Origin of the sequence: Halalkalibacter sp. AB-rgal2, assembly GCF_041821005.1 — a bacterium.
GTDB lineage: Bacteria > Bacillota > Bacilli > Bacillales > Bacillaceae_D > Halalkalibacter.
On sequence record NZ_JBGUAV010000002.1, the window covers coordinates 62,454 to 79,135 of the forward strand.

The 16,682-nt window shown below is 36.4% G+C and carries 15 protein-coding genes; 1 reads left to right on the top strand and 14 read right to left on the bottom strand.

Annotated elements, in window-relative coordinates; translation table 11 throughout:
* Window positions 1-31: 31 nt before the first annotated feature.
* From ACERJO_RS01840 to ACERJO_RS01875, 8 genes are all read right to left on the bottom strand, one after another.
* The gene (locus tag ACERJO_RS01840; protein ID WP_373646397.1) at window positions 32-3,625 is read right to left on the bottom strand and encodes a dynamin family protein; all 3,594 of its coding nucleotides are present in this window, start codon (window positions 3,623-3,625) and stop codon (window positions 32-34) included.
* A gap of 9 nt (window positions 3,626-3,634) precedes the next feature.
* Window positions 3,635-4,132, bottom strand: coding sequence for a YpoC family protein (locus ACERJO_RS01845; RefSeq protein ID WP_247105554.1), 498 nt, complete (start codon window positions 4,130-4,132; stop codon window positions 3,635-3,637).
* Window positions 4,129-4,788 (bottom strand): endonuclease III, encoded by a 660-nt coding sequence (gene nth, locus ACERJO_RS01850; protein ID WP_373646398.1) that lies wholly within the window; start codon window positions 4,786-4,788, stop codon window positions 4,129-4,131. The genes ACERJO_RS01845 and nth overlap by 4 nt, the downstream gene beginning before the upstream one ends.
* 11 nt (window positions 4,789-4,799) lie before the next feature.
* Window positions 4,800-5,504, bottom strand: coding sequence for a DnaD domain-containing protein (locus tag ACERJO_RS01855; RefSeq protein WP_247105556.1), 705 nt, complete (start codon window positions 5,502-5,504; stop codon window positions 4,800-4,802).
* Window positions 5,505-5,637: 133 nt separating this feature from the next.
* The gene (asnS, locus tag ACERJO_RS01860) at window positions 5,638-6,930 is read right to left on the bottom strand and encodes an asparagine--tRNA ligase (protein WP_247105557.1); all 1,293 of its coding nucleotides are present in this window, start codon (window positions 6,928-6,930) and stop codon (window positions 5,638-5,640) included.
* A 160-nt stretch (window positions 6,931-7,090) separates the two neighbouring features.
* Complete coding sequence (locus tag ACERJO_RS01865) at window positions 7,091-8,275, bottom strand: pyridoxal phosphate-dependent aminotransferase (protein ID WP_247105559.1); 1,185 nt, start codon at window positions 8,273-8,275, stop codon at window positions 7,091-7,093.
* A gap of 69 nt (window positions 8,276-8,344) precedes the next feature.
* Window positions 8,345-8,827, bottom strand: a complete 483-nt coding sequence (locus ACERJO_RS01870) for a PepSY domain-containing protein (RefSeq protein ID WP_373646399.1) — start codon at window positions 8,825-8,827, stop codon at window positions 8,345-8,347.
* An 8-nt stretch (window positions 8,828-8,835) separates the two neighbouring features.
* Window positions 8,836-9,006, bottom strand: coding sequence for a YpmA family protein (locus tag ACERJO_RS01875; protein ID WP_247105562.1), 171 nt, complete (start codon window positions 9,004-9,006; stop codon window positions 8,836-8,838).
* A gap of 85 nt (window positions 9,007-9,091) precedes the next feature.
* Between ACERJO_RS01875 and ACERJO_RS01880 the strand changes: the two genes are divergently transcribed.
* On the top strand, window positions 9,092-9,250 hold the full coding sequence (locus tag ACERJO_RS01880) for a hypothetical protein (RefSeq protein WP_373646400.1): 159 nt from the start codon (window positions 9,092-9,094) through the stop codon (window positions 9,248-9,250).
* Between the two features lie 57 nt (window positions 9,251-9,307).
* On the opposite strand, the gene ACERJO_RS01885 is transcribed toward ACERJO_RS01880, so the two are convergent.
* From ACERJO_RS01885 to panB, 6 genes are all read right to left on the bottom strand, one after another.
* The gene (locus ACERJO_RS01885; RefSeq protein WP_306421154.1) at window positions 9,308-10,615 is read right to left on the bottom strand and encodes an amidohydrolase; all 1,308 of its coding nucleotides are present in this window, start codon (window positions 10,613-10,615) and stop codon (window positions 9,308-9,310) included.
* A gap of 36 nt (window positions 10,616-10,651) precedes the next feature.
* Window positions 10,652-13,456: an ATP-dependent DNA helicase DinG gene (gene dinG, locus ACERJO_RS01890; protein ID WP_373646401.1), complete on the bottom strand. Its 2,805-nt coding sequence runs from the start codon at window positions 13,454-13,456 to the stop codon at window positions 10,652-10,654.
* Between the two features lie 15 nt (window positions 13,457-13,471).
* Window positions 13,472-14,449, bottom strand: a complete 978-nt coding sequence (locus ACERJO_RS01895) for a tetratricopeptide repeat protein (protein WP_373646402.1) — start codon at window positions 14,447-14,449, stop codon at window positions 13,472-13,474.
* 68 nt (window positions 14,450-14,517) lie between these two features.
* Window positions 14,518-14,901, bottom strand: coding sequence for an aspartate 1-decarboxylase (panD, locus tag ACERJO_RS01900; protein ID WP_373646403.1), 384 nt, complete (start codon window positions 14,899-14,901; stop codon window positions 14,518-14,520).
* Entirely contained in the window at window positions 14,894-15,757 is an 864-nt protein-coding gene (gene panC / locus ACERJO_RS01905) for a pantoate--beta-alanine ligase (RefSeq protein WP_373646404.1), read from the bottom strand. Before panC ends, panD begins: the two co-directional genes overlap by 8 nt.
* On the bottom strand, window positions 15,735-16,592 hold the full coding sequence (gene panB / locus ACERJO_RS01910; protein ID WP_247105570.1) for a 3-methyl-2-oxobutanoate hydroxymethyltransferase: 858 nt from the start codon (window positions 16,590-16,592) through the stop codon (window positions 15,735-15,737). Before panB ends, panC begins: the two co-directional genes overlap by 23 nt.
* Window positions 16,593-16,682 lie beyond the last annotated feature (90 nt).

Genomic DNA, 16,682 nt, shown 5'->3' on the forward strand with positions numbered 1-16,682 from the left:
GTAACCTTTAGGACTGCTTTACAATTTTTATTCAATCATTTTCAAGTTGTGAGACACCATCTTTAATGAATTGATTTACTTTCTTTTTTTCCATAAACAATATATCCAATTGTGTATCATTCATTAATGAATAGAATCGGTCAGACTGACGTTGTAATTTATCATAAAATTGTTCTTTTATATTTGCTACATATTGATCAATAAATGAATGCAAATGGATAATGGTTTCATCTTCACAAGCTTTTAATTGCTCCTGAACATGCTCTGTCCCTTTAGTAACCAACTCTTCCTTCCAACGTCTATTTTCACCCTCTTCAAGAAATCGACGTAGTGAATGAAATTGTTGGATATATCGATCTATTTCAATTTGTAAAAAACGTCTTGACCTAATGTCTATTTGAAAATGGTGCATGTCTTCGACCGGACGGTTCAATGATTGAAAATCTTTTTGTATTCTCGCCATTAGCAAGTCTACCCACTCATTTACAGAAAGCTGAACCTTCGCATCAATACGAACAAATGTCGCCTGTAGCTCTTGTTTAATAAAATGATCTCCTTCATTTAGCCATTCTACTAAAGCAGAACGTAACATTAGTTTTTGTGTTCGTTTGTTATCACCTGTAACCGTTGTTACATTGACGATATCTTGATAGTTATCATTAAGTTGAAAACGGATCCGTTCTCTTAAATAAACGAATAACTGTTGTAGTTCTTGCTTACTAAGCTGTGAAATGACATCATAGGAGGTATTCGATACCTCTTCTTTCCAAAGCTTTAGCTTTGCATGTAACTCTTTTTCTTTCTCTTCCTTCTTATCATTTTCAGATTGAATTAAGTCAATACTTTCTATTAATATTTCTTTGTATTTCTTTATTTCATCAACGATTAACATATAACTAAGCTTAAGAATATCATTAATGGTTGAAGCATAGAATGTACGTTCAAAGTTTTGAAAAGCATCATCAGGTTCATTTGATTGTTTTCCACTTAATCCTTTTTTACTCGATAAAGCAAATAAACGCGGCTCAGATATGCCATTATTTTTTAACTGCTGTATAACATGATTTCTTACGCCATTTAATTCTGATTCACTACTAGCTAAATCAGACGCGTTTAATATGAAGTATAGCTTATCTTCTCTAAAACCATCATTGACCTTAGCCATTTGTTGTAGAAACAATTGATCAGCTTTTGAGAACGAATGATTGTAATAACTCACATAGAAAATGGCATCTGATTGTTGTACTTGTTTAAATGCTACTTGAGTATGTCGACCATGTATTGAATTGACTCCAGGAGTATCTACTAAGACAACACCATTTTTTGTCAACTCACAATCATAAAAAATAGTCACCTTCTGCACAAGACATGCGCGTTCTTCTTTTGCGATAAATGGACTCACATCATTTAACGGGACAGAATACGATTCATCTAACAAAAAGTCCTCTTGCTCATTCAAGCCTGTTTTCACCATTGCTAAATAAGCATGATACGTTTTTTGCCATTTTGACGTTGCTGTATATTTAGTGTGATCCCACTTCTGAATCGTCTCATACGACACGTCTACTTCCAATTGCTTAGAAACTAATTCTATTTCTTTCCTAATCGTTTGTTCGGATTTCATTTCAATAAGAGCTGTACCACTTTCATGCTCGTGATTCGATTGTTTTACGACATTGACCGTTGCCGTTGTTGGGTTCGGTGAAACAGGTAACACATGGTCGCCAAGTAATGCATTAGCAAAGCTAGATTTTCCTGCACTGAACGCACCGAACAAAGAAATCGTAAACGTACGATTTTCAAATCGCTTAATTCGTTTCAAAATTTCTTTTCTTTCCTCAGTGACTGCAGGGTGTCCAGCATTTTGAAAATGACTTTTTAGTTCTTTTAGCCACTTCACCGCTTCTTTCTCATCAAAGTGATCGTTTAATTCATCGTTTCCTTCTTGTTCGACGACTCCGATCACACTCTCATTTGGAAGAGTCATTTCGCCCCACTCATGTTGGTCGAAAGTAGGAAGTGATCGTTGCATAGTTCTTGTCAACGTCGACTCATATTTATTCTCATCTTTGTATTGCGAAGCTTCGTGAGCATATTCTGCAATGACATCATCATACCGTTTCTTTCGTTCATTCATTTCGTCTACATATTGTTCGACAACACGGAGTTCATTCATTCTTTCTGACACTCTATTTCTTTCATGATCCCAATAATTCGCCATTCCAATTTGGATGAGTTCTAATACATGAATAGCCTGGCGTTTTATTCTAGATACAATTTCTTTCGCTCTTTCCTTTGTGTACGTAAAAACATAATCACGATTTTTCGGACCTTGTTGTACTGAATGAGTAAAAAAGTCAAAATCTAAAGAAATGGTTAGCTTTTCAATCGCAGTCTCAACTTCTTGACGGTTCGTCAAATGATTAAGATCATACGAACGAAAAAGAGCCTGAAGATGAAAGACGATTAAACTTTGAATTTTATCTTCTAGTTCATTTTTTAATCGTTGCAACCGTTCCTGTCGAGCTTGGTTGGTTTTTTTCTTTGAAAATAACCAACCAACTCGATAGCTTGGCTCCATAGCTTCAAGCCACTGTCTTGTTAATTCCGTTGTCGTATAAGGGAAAAGGGTAACATTCTTAACTAAATCATTCCACTGTTTTGTGAAACTTTGTTCAAGACGTGCTTTTGCCTCATCCAAATCAGAAAGCTTATTCAATAGTTCTTCTCGTTCACGTATATCATTAGGATTCAATCCTGAATCAAGCATTTTATCCTTTATCTCTTGAATGGCTTCATTCCGATCATCCTCTAATCGTAGCATGAGACGTAAATAAAAGGCTTGTAATAAACGTTTATTCGCTAATGGTACTAAATCCTTAGAGAAATATAACAACGTTTTTATATCCTTGTCTACTTCTGACCACTCATTTAATGGGTGGTCATGCGCTTTCATACTTGTATACGCTAACTTTAAATAATGAATCCCCCAGTTTTTTAACGTTTCTCGCGTTGAATGATCAAAATGTTTAAACGATAATTCATGCTCATCATGCTTATCAATTTGATTAATGATGATATAAATAGGTTTATTTTCTTCTGTTAATTGCTTCAAGAAATTTAAGTTTGTTTCAGATTGTACATGATTATATTCCATTACATAAACGATAAGATCAGTTTCTTGAAGAGCCTCCATTGTTACTTCTTGGTGGGTCGGATCAGTCGAATCAACACCAGGGGTGTCGAATATCATGCTTCTTTCGTTCAAAAATGGCAATGGTGCAGAAATGGTAATCGAATGAATATCTATTCCATTCATTCCGAAATTCCTCACCTGTTCCCATGGAATTTCACCTTCCCATTTTTGTTCAACCCCCTCTTTATTTTGAACGGTTAGTCCTAATGAGCTATTTTGAATACGAATAATATTCGCGCTTGTTGGAATGGGGCTAGTTGGGAGTAATTCATTTCCCATTAATTGGTTAAGTACAGTCGATTTTCCAGCAGAAAAATGTCCACAAAAGGCAACCTGAAACGATTGTTCTTGAACTTTATTTTGAATTTTCACTTTTTTTAATTTTTCTTGTTCGGTTTCTCGAATAACACGTTCTAACGTTTCAATCATCCACTCCACCTACTTTTTTCTAGTACTTTCTTTTACTATTTTCATTTTAGCATTTTTCTTACGCTGTTCGGAAAATAAATGTTCTAATTGTACAATCGCTTGAAAATGAATGATATTTTCTAGAACAAACGTTAAGCGTTCGCCACAGTTATACGGTTTATAAGTGAGCTGTCCGACATCAGTGAACAATCCATTCCCTAGTTGGCAAACCTTCTGTCCATTCGCCCAAAACATGAAATCAATGTATAAAGCAATGAGAAGAGTCATTTTAAGGTGTAGCTGAGCTTGATCATTTCTTTTTCTTAATAGTTTGACTTCTTCTAATTGTAATTCTGATAAACGAATTAAGTCGTTTTCAACTATTTCAAATTGAAGCCAAGGTGCTTGATATTCTGTTAAATCAAAATAAAAAGGGAATGAGCTTATCACTGTAGATAGCTCCCCTTTTTCTAATTTCCACGTATATGTCCCAAAAAAGGGTTCATAGTTAAATTCTTTGGTAATCATGATACGTTTCTCTTTATTCGTTTCGTTCCTTCTCGACACATATCCACTAACGGGCATTGAATACATTTAGGAGATTGCGCTTTACAATGATACCGTCCGAAAAAAATTAATTGATGGTGTGAATCTGACCAACGTTCTTGAGGGATTTTCTTCATTAATGTTTCTTCTACTTCTCGAACAGAATCTTTCCAGCGGCAAATTCCTAAACGTTTTGATACTCGTTCAACATGTGTATCAACAGCTATTGCAGGGACACCGAAAGCAACCGACGTGACAACATTGGCTGTTTTACGACCGACTCCTGCTAATTTAATGAGTTCATCGCGAGCTTTAGGAACTTCACCGTTATAGGATTCTAACAAAGATTGTGATAGTTTTTTTATATTTTTTGCCTTGCTTCGAAATAAACCGATAGAACGAATATCTTGTTCAAGCTCTTCTAATGGAACTTGAATATAATCTTCGGGTTTTTGATATTTTTTAAATAATTGAGGGGTTACTTTATTGACTAAGGCATCCGTACATTGCGCTGACAGTACGACAGCAATGAGAAGCTCAAATGGATTTGAATGGACTAGTTCACATTCAGCTTCTGGAAATAATTCAGCAATAACATCTATTGCCTCCATCGTCTTCTTTTTAGACTTTAAACTCATCGTTAACTCCTTTATGATTGCTCTAGCCATTGAAAACCAGGGGCAGAATCTAATTGAGTTCTTACCTGCTCCTGCTTTAATGGTTGTTTATATTTTCTGAATTTCTCACCTTGTTCTTTAGCTTGTTCGATTGTCTTTATTCCATTTTTCTTCCATTCGAATAAAATACGGTCAATATATCGAAAATTTAATTTTCCTGAAACAACTGCTTCTCTAAGTGCTGCAACAATCATTTTCGGTGAATGACCATCTTGGTCGATCCACATTGATAAAGTTTCCACTTCAATAGGCGAAAGCGGACGCGAAAATTCTTCTTCAAATCGCTTAAATAATTGTCCTTCTTCCTGTTGCTTGGACATTTCTGAATGTTGGATTTGTTCGCCTTTTAATACATCAATTAACTTTATCCATAAAGGCTCCAAAGTTAGCATCTCATAAATAATGCCATTGTCATCACATTGCTTCTCAATGGATACGAATTGATATTTTAATAACCTTCCTACCATATTTGAACACAATGACGACGATATATTCATTCGTTCACTAATTAAATCTGCAGTTGGAAATAGTTCCCCTTCATCAAGAAACGACTGAATATGCAGCAAAATGACTAATTCATCTTCTTTTAAATGAAGGTCTTTATAATGCTTTAATAATAGACTAGGCATTGTTATATAACGTTGAGTCGTCCACTTTTGTAATACTTTTTCGTTCATTAGCAAAACACCTCTTCACGTTATTATAACATGAGATTGAAGATCATTGACCCCCGAACTTTTTCAAGGTTATAAAAGAACTTTGAAAAAGGCTGACACTCTTTTGTTCAAGCCTCGAAAAACGCAGAAATGATTAAGGGTAAAGTCGATTTAGTAAACGTGGGAAAGGGATAGTTTCGCGCACGTGCTCTACACCAGCAATCCAAGCAACCGTTCTCTCCAGCCCTAATCCAAAACCAGAATGCGGAACAGAACCATACTGCCGTAGTTGTAAATACCAATGATAAGCCTCATTTGATAATTGATGTTTCTCGATATTTTTTCTTAATAATTCATATTGATGAATACGTTCAGACCCACCAATAATTTCCCCATATCCTTCTGGAGCAATTAAATCCGCACATAGTACAACCTCTTCACGGTTTGCGTCTGGCTGCATATAAAAAGGTTTTAATTGTGTTGGGTAATGTGTAATGAAAACAGGTTGATCATAATGTTTGGCAATGGCTGTTTCATGAGGAGCACCAAAGTCATCTCCCCATTTAATATCATTAAATCCGTTATCCGTTAAAAATAAAATGGCTTCATCGTACGTTATACGAGGAAAAGGTGCTTGGACTTTGGCAAGCTTATCTAAATCACGACCTAATACATGTAACTCTAACTGGCAATTCGCTAAAACAGATTTAACAATTATCGATACAAACTGTTCTTGTATTTCTAAATTTTCTTCAAACTGAACAAAAGCCATTTCAGGTTCAATCATCCAAAATTCGATTAAATGTCTTCGAGTTTTAGACTTTTCGGCACGAAAAGTCGGCCCAAACGAAAATACGCGACCCAACGCCATCGCGGCTGCCTCCATATACAATTGACCGCTTTGCGACAAGTAAGCTTCTTCATCAAAATAATTAGTCGCAAATAGCTCTGAAGTTCCTTCTGGTGCACTTCCAGTTAATATTGGAGGATCAACTTTAACAAAACCATTGTCATTAAAAAATTCATACGTAGCTCGAATGATTTCATTACGTATTTTCATAACCGCATGCTGGCGTTTCGAACGTAGCCATAAATGGCGATGGTCCATTAAAAATTCTGTACCATGCTCTTTCGGAGTAATCGGATAGCCCTCTGATTGATGAATAACATCGATAGACGTTACGGTTAATTCAAACCCAGACGGTGCTCGGTCATCCTCTCGAACGATTCCAGAAACATATAAAGAACTTTCTTGTGTGAGAGATTTCGCTTTTTGGAATAATTCTTCACCAACTTCAGCTTTAACTACTACACCTTGAATAAATCCAGTTCCATCACGTAATTGCAAAAATGCTATTTTACCACTTGAACGTTTATTAGCTAACCAAACGCCAATTGTCACTTCTTCATTAGAAAATTTCCCTATTTTTTTTATCGTTGTTTTCAATGTATACCCTCCAATTATAATCATCTACATTTATTATAACCATTCCCGTTCTCCTTCGAAAAGAAAAGTGAAAACAAAAAAAGAAAAGGTTTGATTCAACAGGTTCTTCTTACCCTTCTGAATCAAACCAAAAGCAAATACCATTAACTTAGACACACATTTATTTCGTATGATTGTTGATGAATCGTTCAAGTCGATTTAACGCTTCTTCTAATGCTTCAAATGATGTTGCATAAGATAAGCGAACATTATTTGGAGCACCAAACCCTGACCCAGGGACTAGTGCTACTTTCTCTTCTTCAAGAATAGCCGCTACCCATTCATCAACTGAATTAAATCCATTCATCTTAGCTGCTTCGCTAACATTTGGGAATAAATAAAAGGCTCCCTTTGGCTTTACACATGAGACACCAGGTATTTTCGTTAGCTTGTCATAAACGCCGTTAAGTCGTTCTTCAAAAGCAGCACGCATCGTTTCAACTGAGCCATCATCTTCTGTATAAGCAGCAATTGTTCCATACTGCGCATTTGTTGTTGGATTTGATGTACTATGACTTGCTAAATTGGTCATTGCTTTAATAACAGTCGTATCACCTGCCGCATAGCCAATTCGCCAGCCTGTCATAGAGTGTGATTTAGATACACCATTAATAACAATCGTTTGTTCTTGTAATTCAGTAGATAACTGAGCAATCGACGTATGCGTCGCACCGTCATATACTAACTTTTCATAAATCTCATCAGATACAATGAGGATGTTATGCTTCAAGCAAACTTCACCAATTGTTTTTAACTCTTCTTCATCATACATCGAGCCTGTCGGATTGCTAGGTGAGTTTAAAATAAACGCTTTTGTTTTATTTGTAATAGCTTTTTCAATTTGGTCAGCGGTTACTTTAAATTCATTGTCTTCATGACCTTCAATATAAACTGGCTTCCCTCCAGCAAGCTTCACTTGTTCTGGATAACTTACCCAATATGGAGTTGGTATGATGACTTCATCTCCCTCATCTAAAATCGCTTGAAATAAAGTGTAAAGTACATGTTTAGCACCAGAACCAACTAAAATATTACCAGCAGAATATTCCAAATGCTGATCTTTTTTAAATTTTCCGATTATTGCATTCTTAAGTGCTGGTAAACCTGCTGAAGGTGTATATTTCGTATGTCCTTCTTCCATCGATCGGACCGCTGCATTAATTATGTATTGTGGTGTGTTAAAATCTGGCTCACCTGCACCTAATCCGATTACATCATGACCTTGTTCTCGTAATTCTTTTGCCTTTGCTGTAATCGCTAATGTTGAAGATGGTGTTAACGTTGAAACTCTTTTTGCTAATTTCATGTTCTCGTCCCTCCCATTATATACTATACACTATAGAAGCTGATTCGCAATAATTCAAGTATGAATTCATTACAAGTCTGCCCTTAAAGAATATCGTTTCAATAATGAACCGTCGGCAAAATCCAAATAATAATAAGCTTGTCGTCCATTTTCATCCATAAAGGTAATTTCATACAAAGGTCGATTTCTTTCATATCCTAAGCGAATAGCCTGTAGCTGATTGATTGGTTCATGCTGCTCAACAATGGCAATGGCTTCGTCTTGTGTGATACCATCCTCTTCATTTGATTCATGGACAGACATGAAATCTTCTGAAACCCATACATATTTTAACTCGTCTTCATACAATCCTTTTGCAACATACACGACCTCTTGTCCATGGAAATAAGTCACTTCTTCAACCGAGTTAAGAAGTTGCTGATTGAGTACATATCTTTCTACCTGATTTAATTGATTCATTAAAGGTTCACGAATGGTGGTGTATGCATATATACTACCCGATATTAAAAGGATTATTACGATTAAAAGAATAGTTATGACCCACTTTTTCATGGTCACACCTATGTTCGATAAATGGTAAAAACCATTTTATCATCATTTTTTTGATCAAGCGCTAAACCAAACATTAAATCCTGTTCCTTTAATGTACGATTTAATGAATCAACAATTTTGTATAAATCCGAAGTCCGTTTAACGGTTACCTTAGATAATACTTCCATTTTTTGTTCCATTCTCTTACCTCCATTGGTTAAAATTCAGCACGATATTTTTACCTTATCCGGTTATATTATTAGTAAGCAAAAGGGAGGTTAAAACATGTTTCAGAAACTCCATCACCCTTTAGCTAAGCAATATCAAGCAGAAAAACATCATATAGCATTAATTTGTCGTGAAGGTCGTAAGTGGGAAATGGCTTACCCAATTTCATTTAAACAACCACAATTACCTTCACATTTCACAAATAATTACCATTAAATGAAGCTTTGCCCACACCTTAAGCAGAGGTCAGATTCAGTTAGAGTCTGATCTTTTTTAGCTATGATGAATTCTATGATAGGCCATATTTGCATTATACATGATTTGTTCTTGATCAAGAGTGGTCAATTGACGATTTTTCACGAGTTGTTTTCCTTGCACGAAAACATCAGTTACATCAGAACCATTAGCCGCATAAATCAAATGAGAATAAACATGCTCGTTCGGCTGTAAGTGTGGTTCTTCATTCGTAAGTAAAATAAAATCAGCCTTGTAGCCTATCTGTATTTTACCCACCTTGTTTAAGGAAAGAGCTGTAGCACCATTCACAGTGGCGATTTTAAATGCCTCAAACGCCTTTAAAACGGTTGGGTCTTGATGAAGTCCTTTTTGTAGTAATACACCAATACGCAATTCTTCAAATAAATTCAATGTGTTATTAGATGCGACACTATCTGTTCCTAGCGCAACATTAACACCCTTTTTCATCATTTCGGCAATTTGAGCAAAGCCAGAGCCTAATTTTAAGTTGCTTTTAGGATTATAACTGACAGATACATCATACTCTGGCATTTGTTCAATTTGTTCTTCATTCATATGAACACAATGAGCAAATAACCACGGGACTTTATCCAATACACCCAATTGTTTTAAATGATCAAATGGGTGAACACCATATGATTCGATGTGATCATGGACTTCTTTACTAGTCTCTGCAAGATGCATATGTACAGGCAGTTGTAATAAACTTGCTTCTTCTACAATTCGTTCAATAAATAGCGGTGGACACGTATAAGGTGCATGAGGAGCCAGCATCATTTGCAAACGGCCGTCTGCATGATTGTGCCATTTTTTTGCTAATGATACGGCCTCAGTCAATTTTTCCTCTTGTTCTTCTCTTGAACAGAGACCAATCATTGACCTCATTAATGTAGCTCGAACGCCAATTTCTGAAAGCTGTTCTGCAAATTCGTCAATAAACAAGTGATACATTTCTAAAAATGTTGTCGTTCCTGACAGAAGCATTTCGGCAATAGCCATTTCGCGACCCGCTTTTATCGCCTCGAAATCTTGCTTTGCTTCAAATGGCCACATTTTCTCTTTCAACCATCTATGCAACGGTAAGTCATCCGAATGTCCACGAAGTAAAGCCATTCCGGTATGTCCATGTGTGTTAATAAGTCCTGGTGTCATCCATTTTCCATTAGCATCAATCACTTCATTTGCTGTTGCTTCTAGCTGTTTAGGAGGTATACCTTCTTTTATTTCGACGAACTGTCCTTCCTTAATAAAAGCATAACCATTGACAATCCCTAAATCTGCCATTGTTATGATTTTGGCATTTTTGATTAATTTAGTCATCATTATACGATTCCCCTTTTTACTTTAGGTCAGCAACGACTATAAATATGAGTCATGACTATGTAACAACCGATTAAATTCATCCTCATAAACAGGTACATTCGGTAATGACAGAATAAATTTCTTGCCATATCGAGTCGTCGTAATACGGCGATCAAACACAAACACAGCTCCTCTATCTGAAGTGGAACGAATTAAACGACCAAATCCTTGCTTGAAGCGAATGATTGCCTGAGGTAAGGAAATATCCATAAATGGATTTCCTCCTTCCTCCTTTACTTGATCGAATTGTGCTTGAATGAGTGGGTCATCTGGTGGAGAAAATGGCAGCCTAACAATGACTACGGTTGTAAGTTCGTCTCCGGGCAAATCAATGCCTTCCCAAAAGCTACTCGTTCCAAATAACATCGCATGATCACTTTGTTTAAACATTTTCATTAATTTTGCTCGACTTCCTGAAGTGACTCCTTGACCGATAATATGTAATAAATGGTCATTGTTCCATTTTCGAATATGGTCATATACAATTCGAAGCATTTCATAGGATGTAAATAGTACGAGAGTTTTTCCTTTCGTCTTCTCAGATAATTGCCACAGCTTTTTGGCAATTTCATATGAGAATTGGTCAGTTGTCACTTCTTTAATTGAAGGGATATCAGTCGGTATTAATAGTCGCGCCTGTTGATTATAATCAAAGGGAGATGGTATCACACACGTTTCTGGGGCGAAGTCCTCTAGTCCTAATCGTTTAATTTGATAAGAAAATGATCCATTAACTGCTAATGTAGCTGATGTTAAAATAACACTTTTTTTCTTTGCAAAAAAAAGATCTGCTAATGCAACGGATACATCTAGAGGTTTGCTGTAAAGATAAGTTGCATTCCTAGCTCCTCGTGGTTCAATTTCTGCCCAATAAACAACCGTAGGATCAAATTCAAGTAACAACTGATAAAGAGTGTCTTCTTCCTTTAGTAAGACTTCAAACCATTTTTCTAGCTCAGTAATAAAAGATTGATCGGAGTAATGTAAATGTTCATGATCATTATTTTCTAAAGGTTGTATCAGTTGCTTAAAAGCGATAGCTATTTCCTTTGCTACCATATGAACACGCATTGAACATTCTAACAGAGCTTGCCATTGTACTCCTGCCTCTTTAAAGCTAAAGTAACGATAACGATTTCGACCGACATCTGTAGCTGAGAGATGATTTTTCTTCTGTATGTATGAATATAAAATTCTAAATAACTCATCCACATCCTCTTTCATGTTCGTTAACAGAGTCAGAATTCGCTCAGTTGAACGAAAAGGTAGCTCGTTTCGCTTGAAGATTGCGCGTAAATGTTCAACCCAATTATGTTCTTGATCTGTCGACAATCGCTGAAAAATATGAGCGAATGCTACATAATCTGTTCGCTGTCCAAGGTGATTACTTGCAACTTCTTCCAAGTGGTGTGCCTCGTCTAATATGACGTGAGTATGCTGTGGCAAGATTCGTTGCTCATGCATTAAATCGGTACACAATAACGCATGATTTGTGACAACGATTTGTGCCTCCTGAGCAAGTCTTCGTGCACGATGGTAGAAGCACCTTGAAAACCAAGGGTTCGCTTTACCAATATCGCTACTGGCATCACTTTGAATCTCATACCATAACGATTTAGCACCGGTTGGAATCATAATCTCCTCAATATCACCTGTTGTTGTCTCTGTTAACCATACAAGTATCATACATTTCGTTAAGTTAATTTCATAGTTTGAATGCTCGACGGACAAACTATGTTCAAATTTGCGTAAACATAAGTAATGACTACGACCTTTCAGAAGAGCAATATGAATAGGAAATGGAACTAATCTTTTTAATATTGGTAAGTCACGCTGAAATAATTGCTCCTGAAGCGGAATCGTCTGTGTACTTACGATCACCGGTTGGTTGTGCTGTTTCGCATAGAAAAGTGCAGGTAGTAAGTAAGCTAATGACTTTCCAGTTCCAGTTCCTGCTTCAATTAGTTTATATTCATTTTGATTAAATGATTCATATACTTCCTGCATCATTAATTCTTGTCCTACACGGCGTTCAAATTGGCTCAAAGCCGTTTTCATTAACTCTGTATAATCAGAAACCATGTAGTCTTCATACGTCTTAAATGTATCATTATTTGATGCAGGTTGTTTTTCAACTTTTCTAATGGCTAACTGGCGGAAACAATCATATTCTGTTTCATTACGTTTAGTGAATTTTCTCTGATTGATACATTCCAATAAAATGGGTTCAACGTCACTTTTAAGCTTTCGTATCAATGGAATTAATTGTTGCAATGTTAAAATTGGAAGCTTTTTGCATCTTTTTATTATTTTTTGAAAGAGAGCAGCCGTTACACTAGCATCGCTGTCAGCCTGGTGAGGCCGATCATGAGAATAGCCGAGTTCTTCTGCCAATTCGCTTAGTTTATAGCTATTTTGCTGTGGTAAAAAGATCCGTGCTAACTCTACTGTATCTATGACTGGTACATTCGGAAAACAATAGCCTTCTAATTCTATTTGTTTCTTCAAAAAGCTTCGATCAAAATCAGCGTTATGCGCCACTAAGCAACAATCTTCAAGTAATTCTAAAATGGTTGGAATAACAGTACGAAATGATGGCGCATCTTGAATGTCATCTTCTGTTATTCCCGTTAATTCTTCAATAAAAGGTGGTATTTCTAATCCAGGTTGAACAAATGTTGAAAAAGTTTTGATGATTTCATCATTTGAACAAACAACAGCACCAATTTGAATAATGCGATCACCTTTTTCGACTGAATGACCTGTTGTTTCAAGGTCAATCACTACATAACGATCATACATACGTACACCTCAATTTCATCGATTCAACCATTGTACGTTGAATTCAGGAAAAGCTTTTGAAAGCCAATTAATTGATCTTCGTATTTCTTTGTCATCATCTTCCTTTTTAAGTAAATAGTGAAAGAATTTCCGAGACTGTTGAATGTCTCCGATAAGGGCATAATTCCAAGCAAGTCCATGATACACTTGAAACGTATACTCTTCTCTTTTCTGTGCTAATTCTAAGCAATGAATCGCAGCATAATGTAATCCATGCCACTCATACACAATGGAAAGGGCAATAAGCATCTGAAGTGATGGATTAATTTGTAGACATTCTGACCAATAAGATAGTGAGCGTTCATAATTGCCTAGCAATGAATCACAGCAGCCAAGTACAAAGTACATACCTTCTTCATTGTTATTCATTTCAATATAACTTAACGCATACTCTTTAGCTAGCGTATATTGTTTCATATAAAAATAACAGAGACTTAAATTATACACAACATCTAACGAAGAAATAAGTGAGTTTGCTCGTTCAAATTTCCCGATGGCTTCATCGAATTTTTTCATAGTTAAAGCGATATGTGCCTGACCCAAATAAGAAAAATGCTTAATGTGTGTGTGGTCACTAGACTGTACTAAATAAATAAAGACTTCTTGTGCTTGATCAATCAAGCCAATAAAATAATACGAATAGCCTAAATAAAGCCTACGTATATCATCTTCGTAGCCGTTAGCCTCTTCATTAGCTAATTGTTCAGCAGCCTCGATAAACATATTAAGAGAATAATAAGTTGTCCCTTTTGAGGAGTAAGCAGGTAACTCTTCTGCTAATTTCAGTTTTTCATTTAAATGATGTATTTTCTCATCAAGCTCAACCCACTGATCTAACAAATGAGCTGCTGTCTCCTCTAACAACTGTACGTATTTCAATTGCTTTTCCTTTGGGAGTAAATCCCATTTCATGTCTGAATGAACCATTCCATTGACTAATTGTTCTTTATCCATAAAAATCCCCCTCTTCATGCGAAACATCTATTTTAAGTGTTTATCGAAGAAGAAGGGAATATGCGCTATTATCGTATTGTTGATGCTAATTCAGTTCCTAACATTTCAACGATCTCATTGTTTTCATTCATAATGGCCACGTTAGGTTCATGACTTTGTGCCTGTTCATCGGACATAAGAGCATATGACAAGACAATAATAATGTCTCCTTCTTGAACAAGTCGAGCAGCGGCTCCATTTAAACACATCACTTTACTGCCACGCTCTCCCTTTATGACATATGTTTCGAACCTGGCACCGTTATTATTATTCACAATTTGCACCTTTTCATTTTCTAAAATGTTAACAGCATCCATAATATCTTCATCAATGGTAATACTACCAACATAGTTTAAATTAGCTTCTGTCACACGCGCGCGATGTATTTTTGATTTCATCATCGTTCTAAACATGTCGATTCTCCTCCTCAATATCAAAGATGTTATTGTCAATTAACCGTGCATTTTCATAACGATAAGCGACAGCTACAATGACTTTCCCTGACAACTTTTCCTGAATTTCAAGCTCTGGATAGGTCAGTATATCAACATAATCGATTTCACCCGTCCCATTTTCAAGGTGTTCTTTCACTCGTTTTATAACTTCTTTTCGGTTGAGAACCCCGTTTTTTATGGCGTTACAAGCCTGCTTGAGTGAATCATATATCATTGAAGCTTCTGCTCGCTCATTTTCTGAAAGATAAACATTTCTTGAGCTTTGAGCTAACCCATCACTTTCGCGTATCGTCGGACATTGAACAATTTCAACAGGAACATTAAAAGCTTGAACCATGTTCATGATAATCGCTACTTGCTGAGCATCTTTTTGTCCGAAATACGCTTTTGATGGCTGAACGAGATTAAATAATTTCATGACAACTGTGGCTACTCCATCAAAGTGGCCCGGTCTACTTTGGCCACAAAGAACATCGGTCCCTTTGTGTACTTGGATCGACATAGGCATTTCATATGGATACATTTCAGAAACTTCTGGACAAAAAAGAATATCAACCCCAGCTTCTTTCGCGAGTAGCTCATCTCGCTCAAAGTTCCTTGGATATTGATCTAAATCCTCATTTGCTCCAAATTGAAGGGGGTTGACAAATATGCTAGCAATAACGTGATCGGTTTGCTTTCGAGCTTCCTTCATTAATGATAAATGACCACCATGTAAATAGCCCATTGTCGGAACGAACCCAATTGTTTGATTAGATTTCTTTATATTTTCTATTTCACTTTTAAGTGAATCAATCGTCTTTAGAACTTTCATTTACTCCTCCATATAAGGCCTGTACTTGATCTTCTTCCATACTGAAGCTCTGAAGTTTATTAGGAAATTGACCAGCTTTCACCTCTTGTCGATAATGTACTAAAGCTTTATTTATAGGTGATGCTATATCCGTATATTGTTTGACAAATTTAGGCACATGTCCATAACCATAGCCAACTAAGTCATGATAAACCAGTACTTGCCCGTCAGTTTCTGCTCCAGCTCCGATACCAATAATCGGTATTTGGCATCTGTTCGCAAGTGCTTTACCTACTTCTTCAGGTACGCACTCAACGACAATGGCAAAAGCTCCTGCTTCTTCTAGCTGTGTTGCATCAGATATCAGCTTCTCTGCTTCTAATGCACTTTTCCCTTGAACACGATACCCACCGAGAACGCCAACAGACTGTGGAGTTAATCCTAAATGCCCAACAATAGGAATACCGGCATTTGTTAGCTTTCGAACTGTTTCGACAATTTCTCCAGCTCCTTCTAGCTTTAATGCATCACAACCACCTTGTTGCATAATTGTTCTAGCTAATTCTAACGTTTGCTGGAATTCTCCATGGTAGGATAAATATGGCATATCCGTAACAATAAATGTTTGAGTGGCACCTCTTTTAACGGCTTTTGTATGATGTAACATATCAGTGACTGTAACAGGAATCGTTGAATCGTATCCTAAGACGACCATTCCTAGAGAATCTCCAACGAGAATCATGTCCATTTCCGCTTCCTCCACTAGGTGAGCCGTTGGTGCATCATACGCTGTCATCATCGTTATTTTTTCATGCTTTTGTTTCATTTTCATAAACGTACTTGTCGTTTTCTTCATTATTATCCTCCTTCTAATCGTTAGAGGAGTTGTCATTAACACGAAAAATCCACTTCCAAATAAAGAAAGAGGACAAATACATGCTTAAAT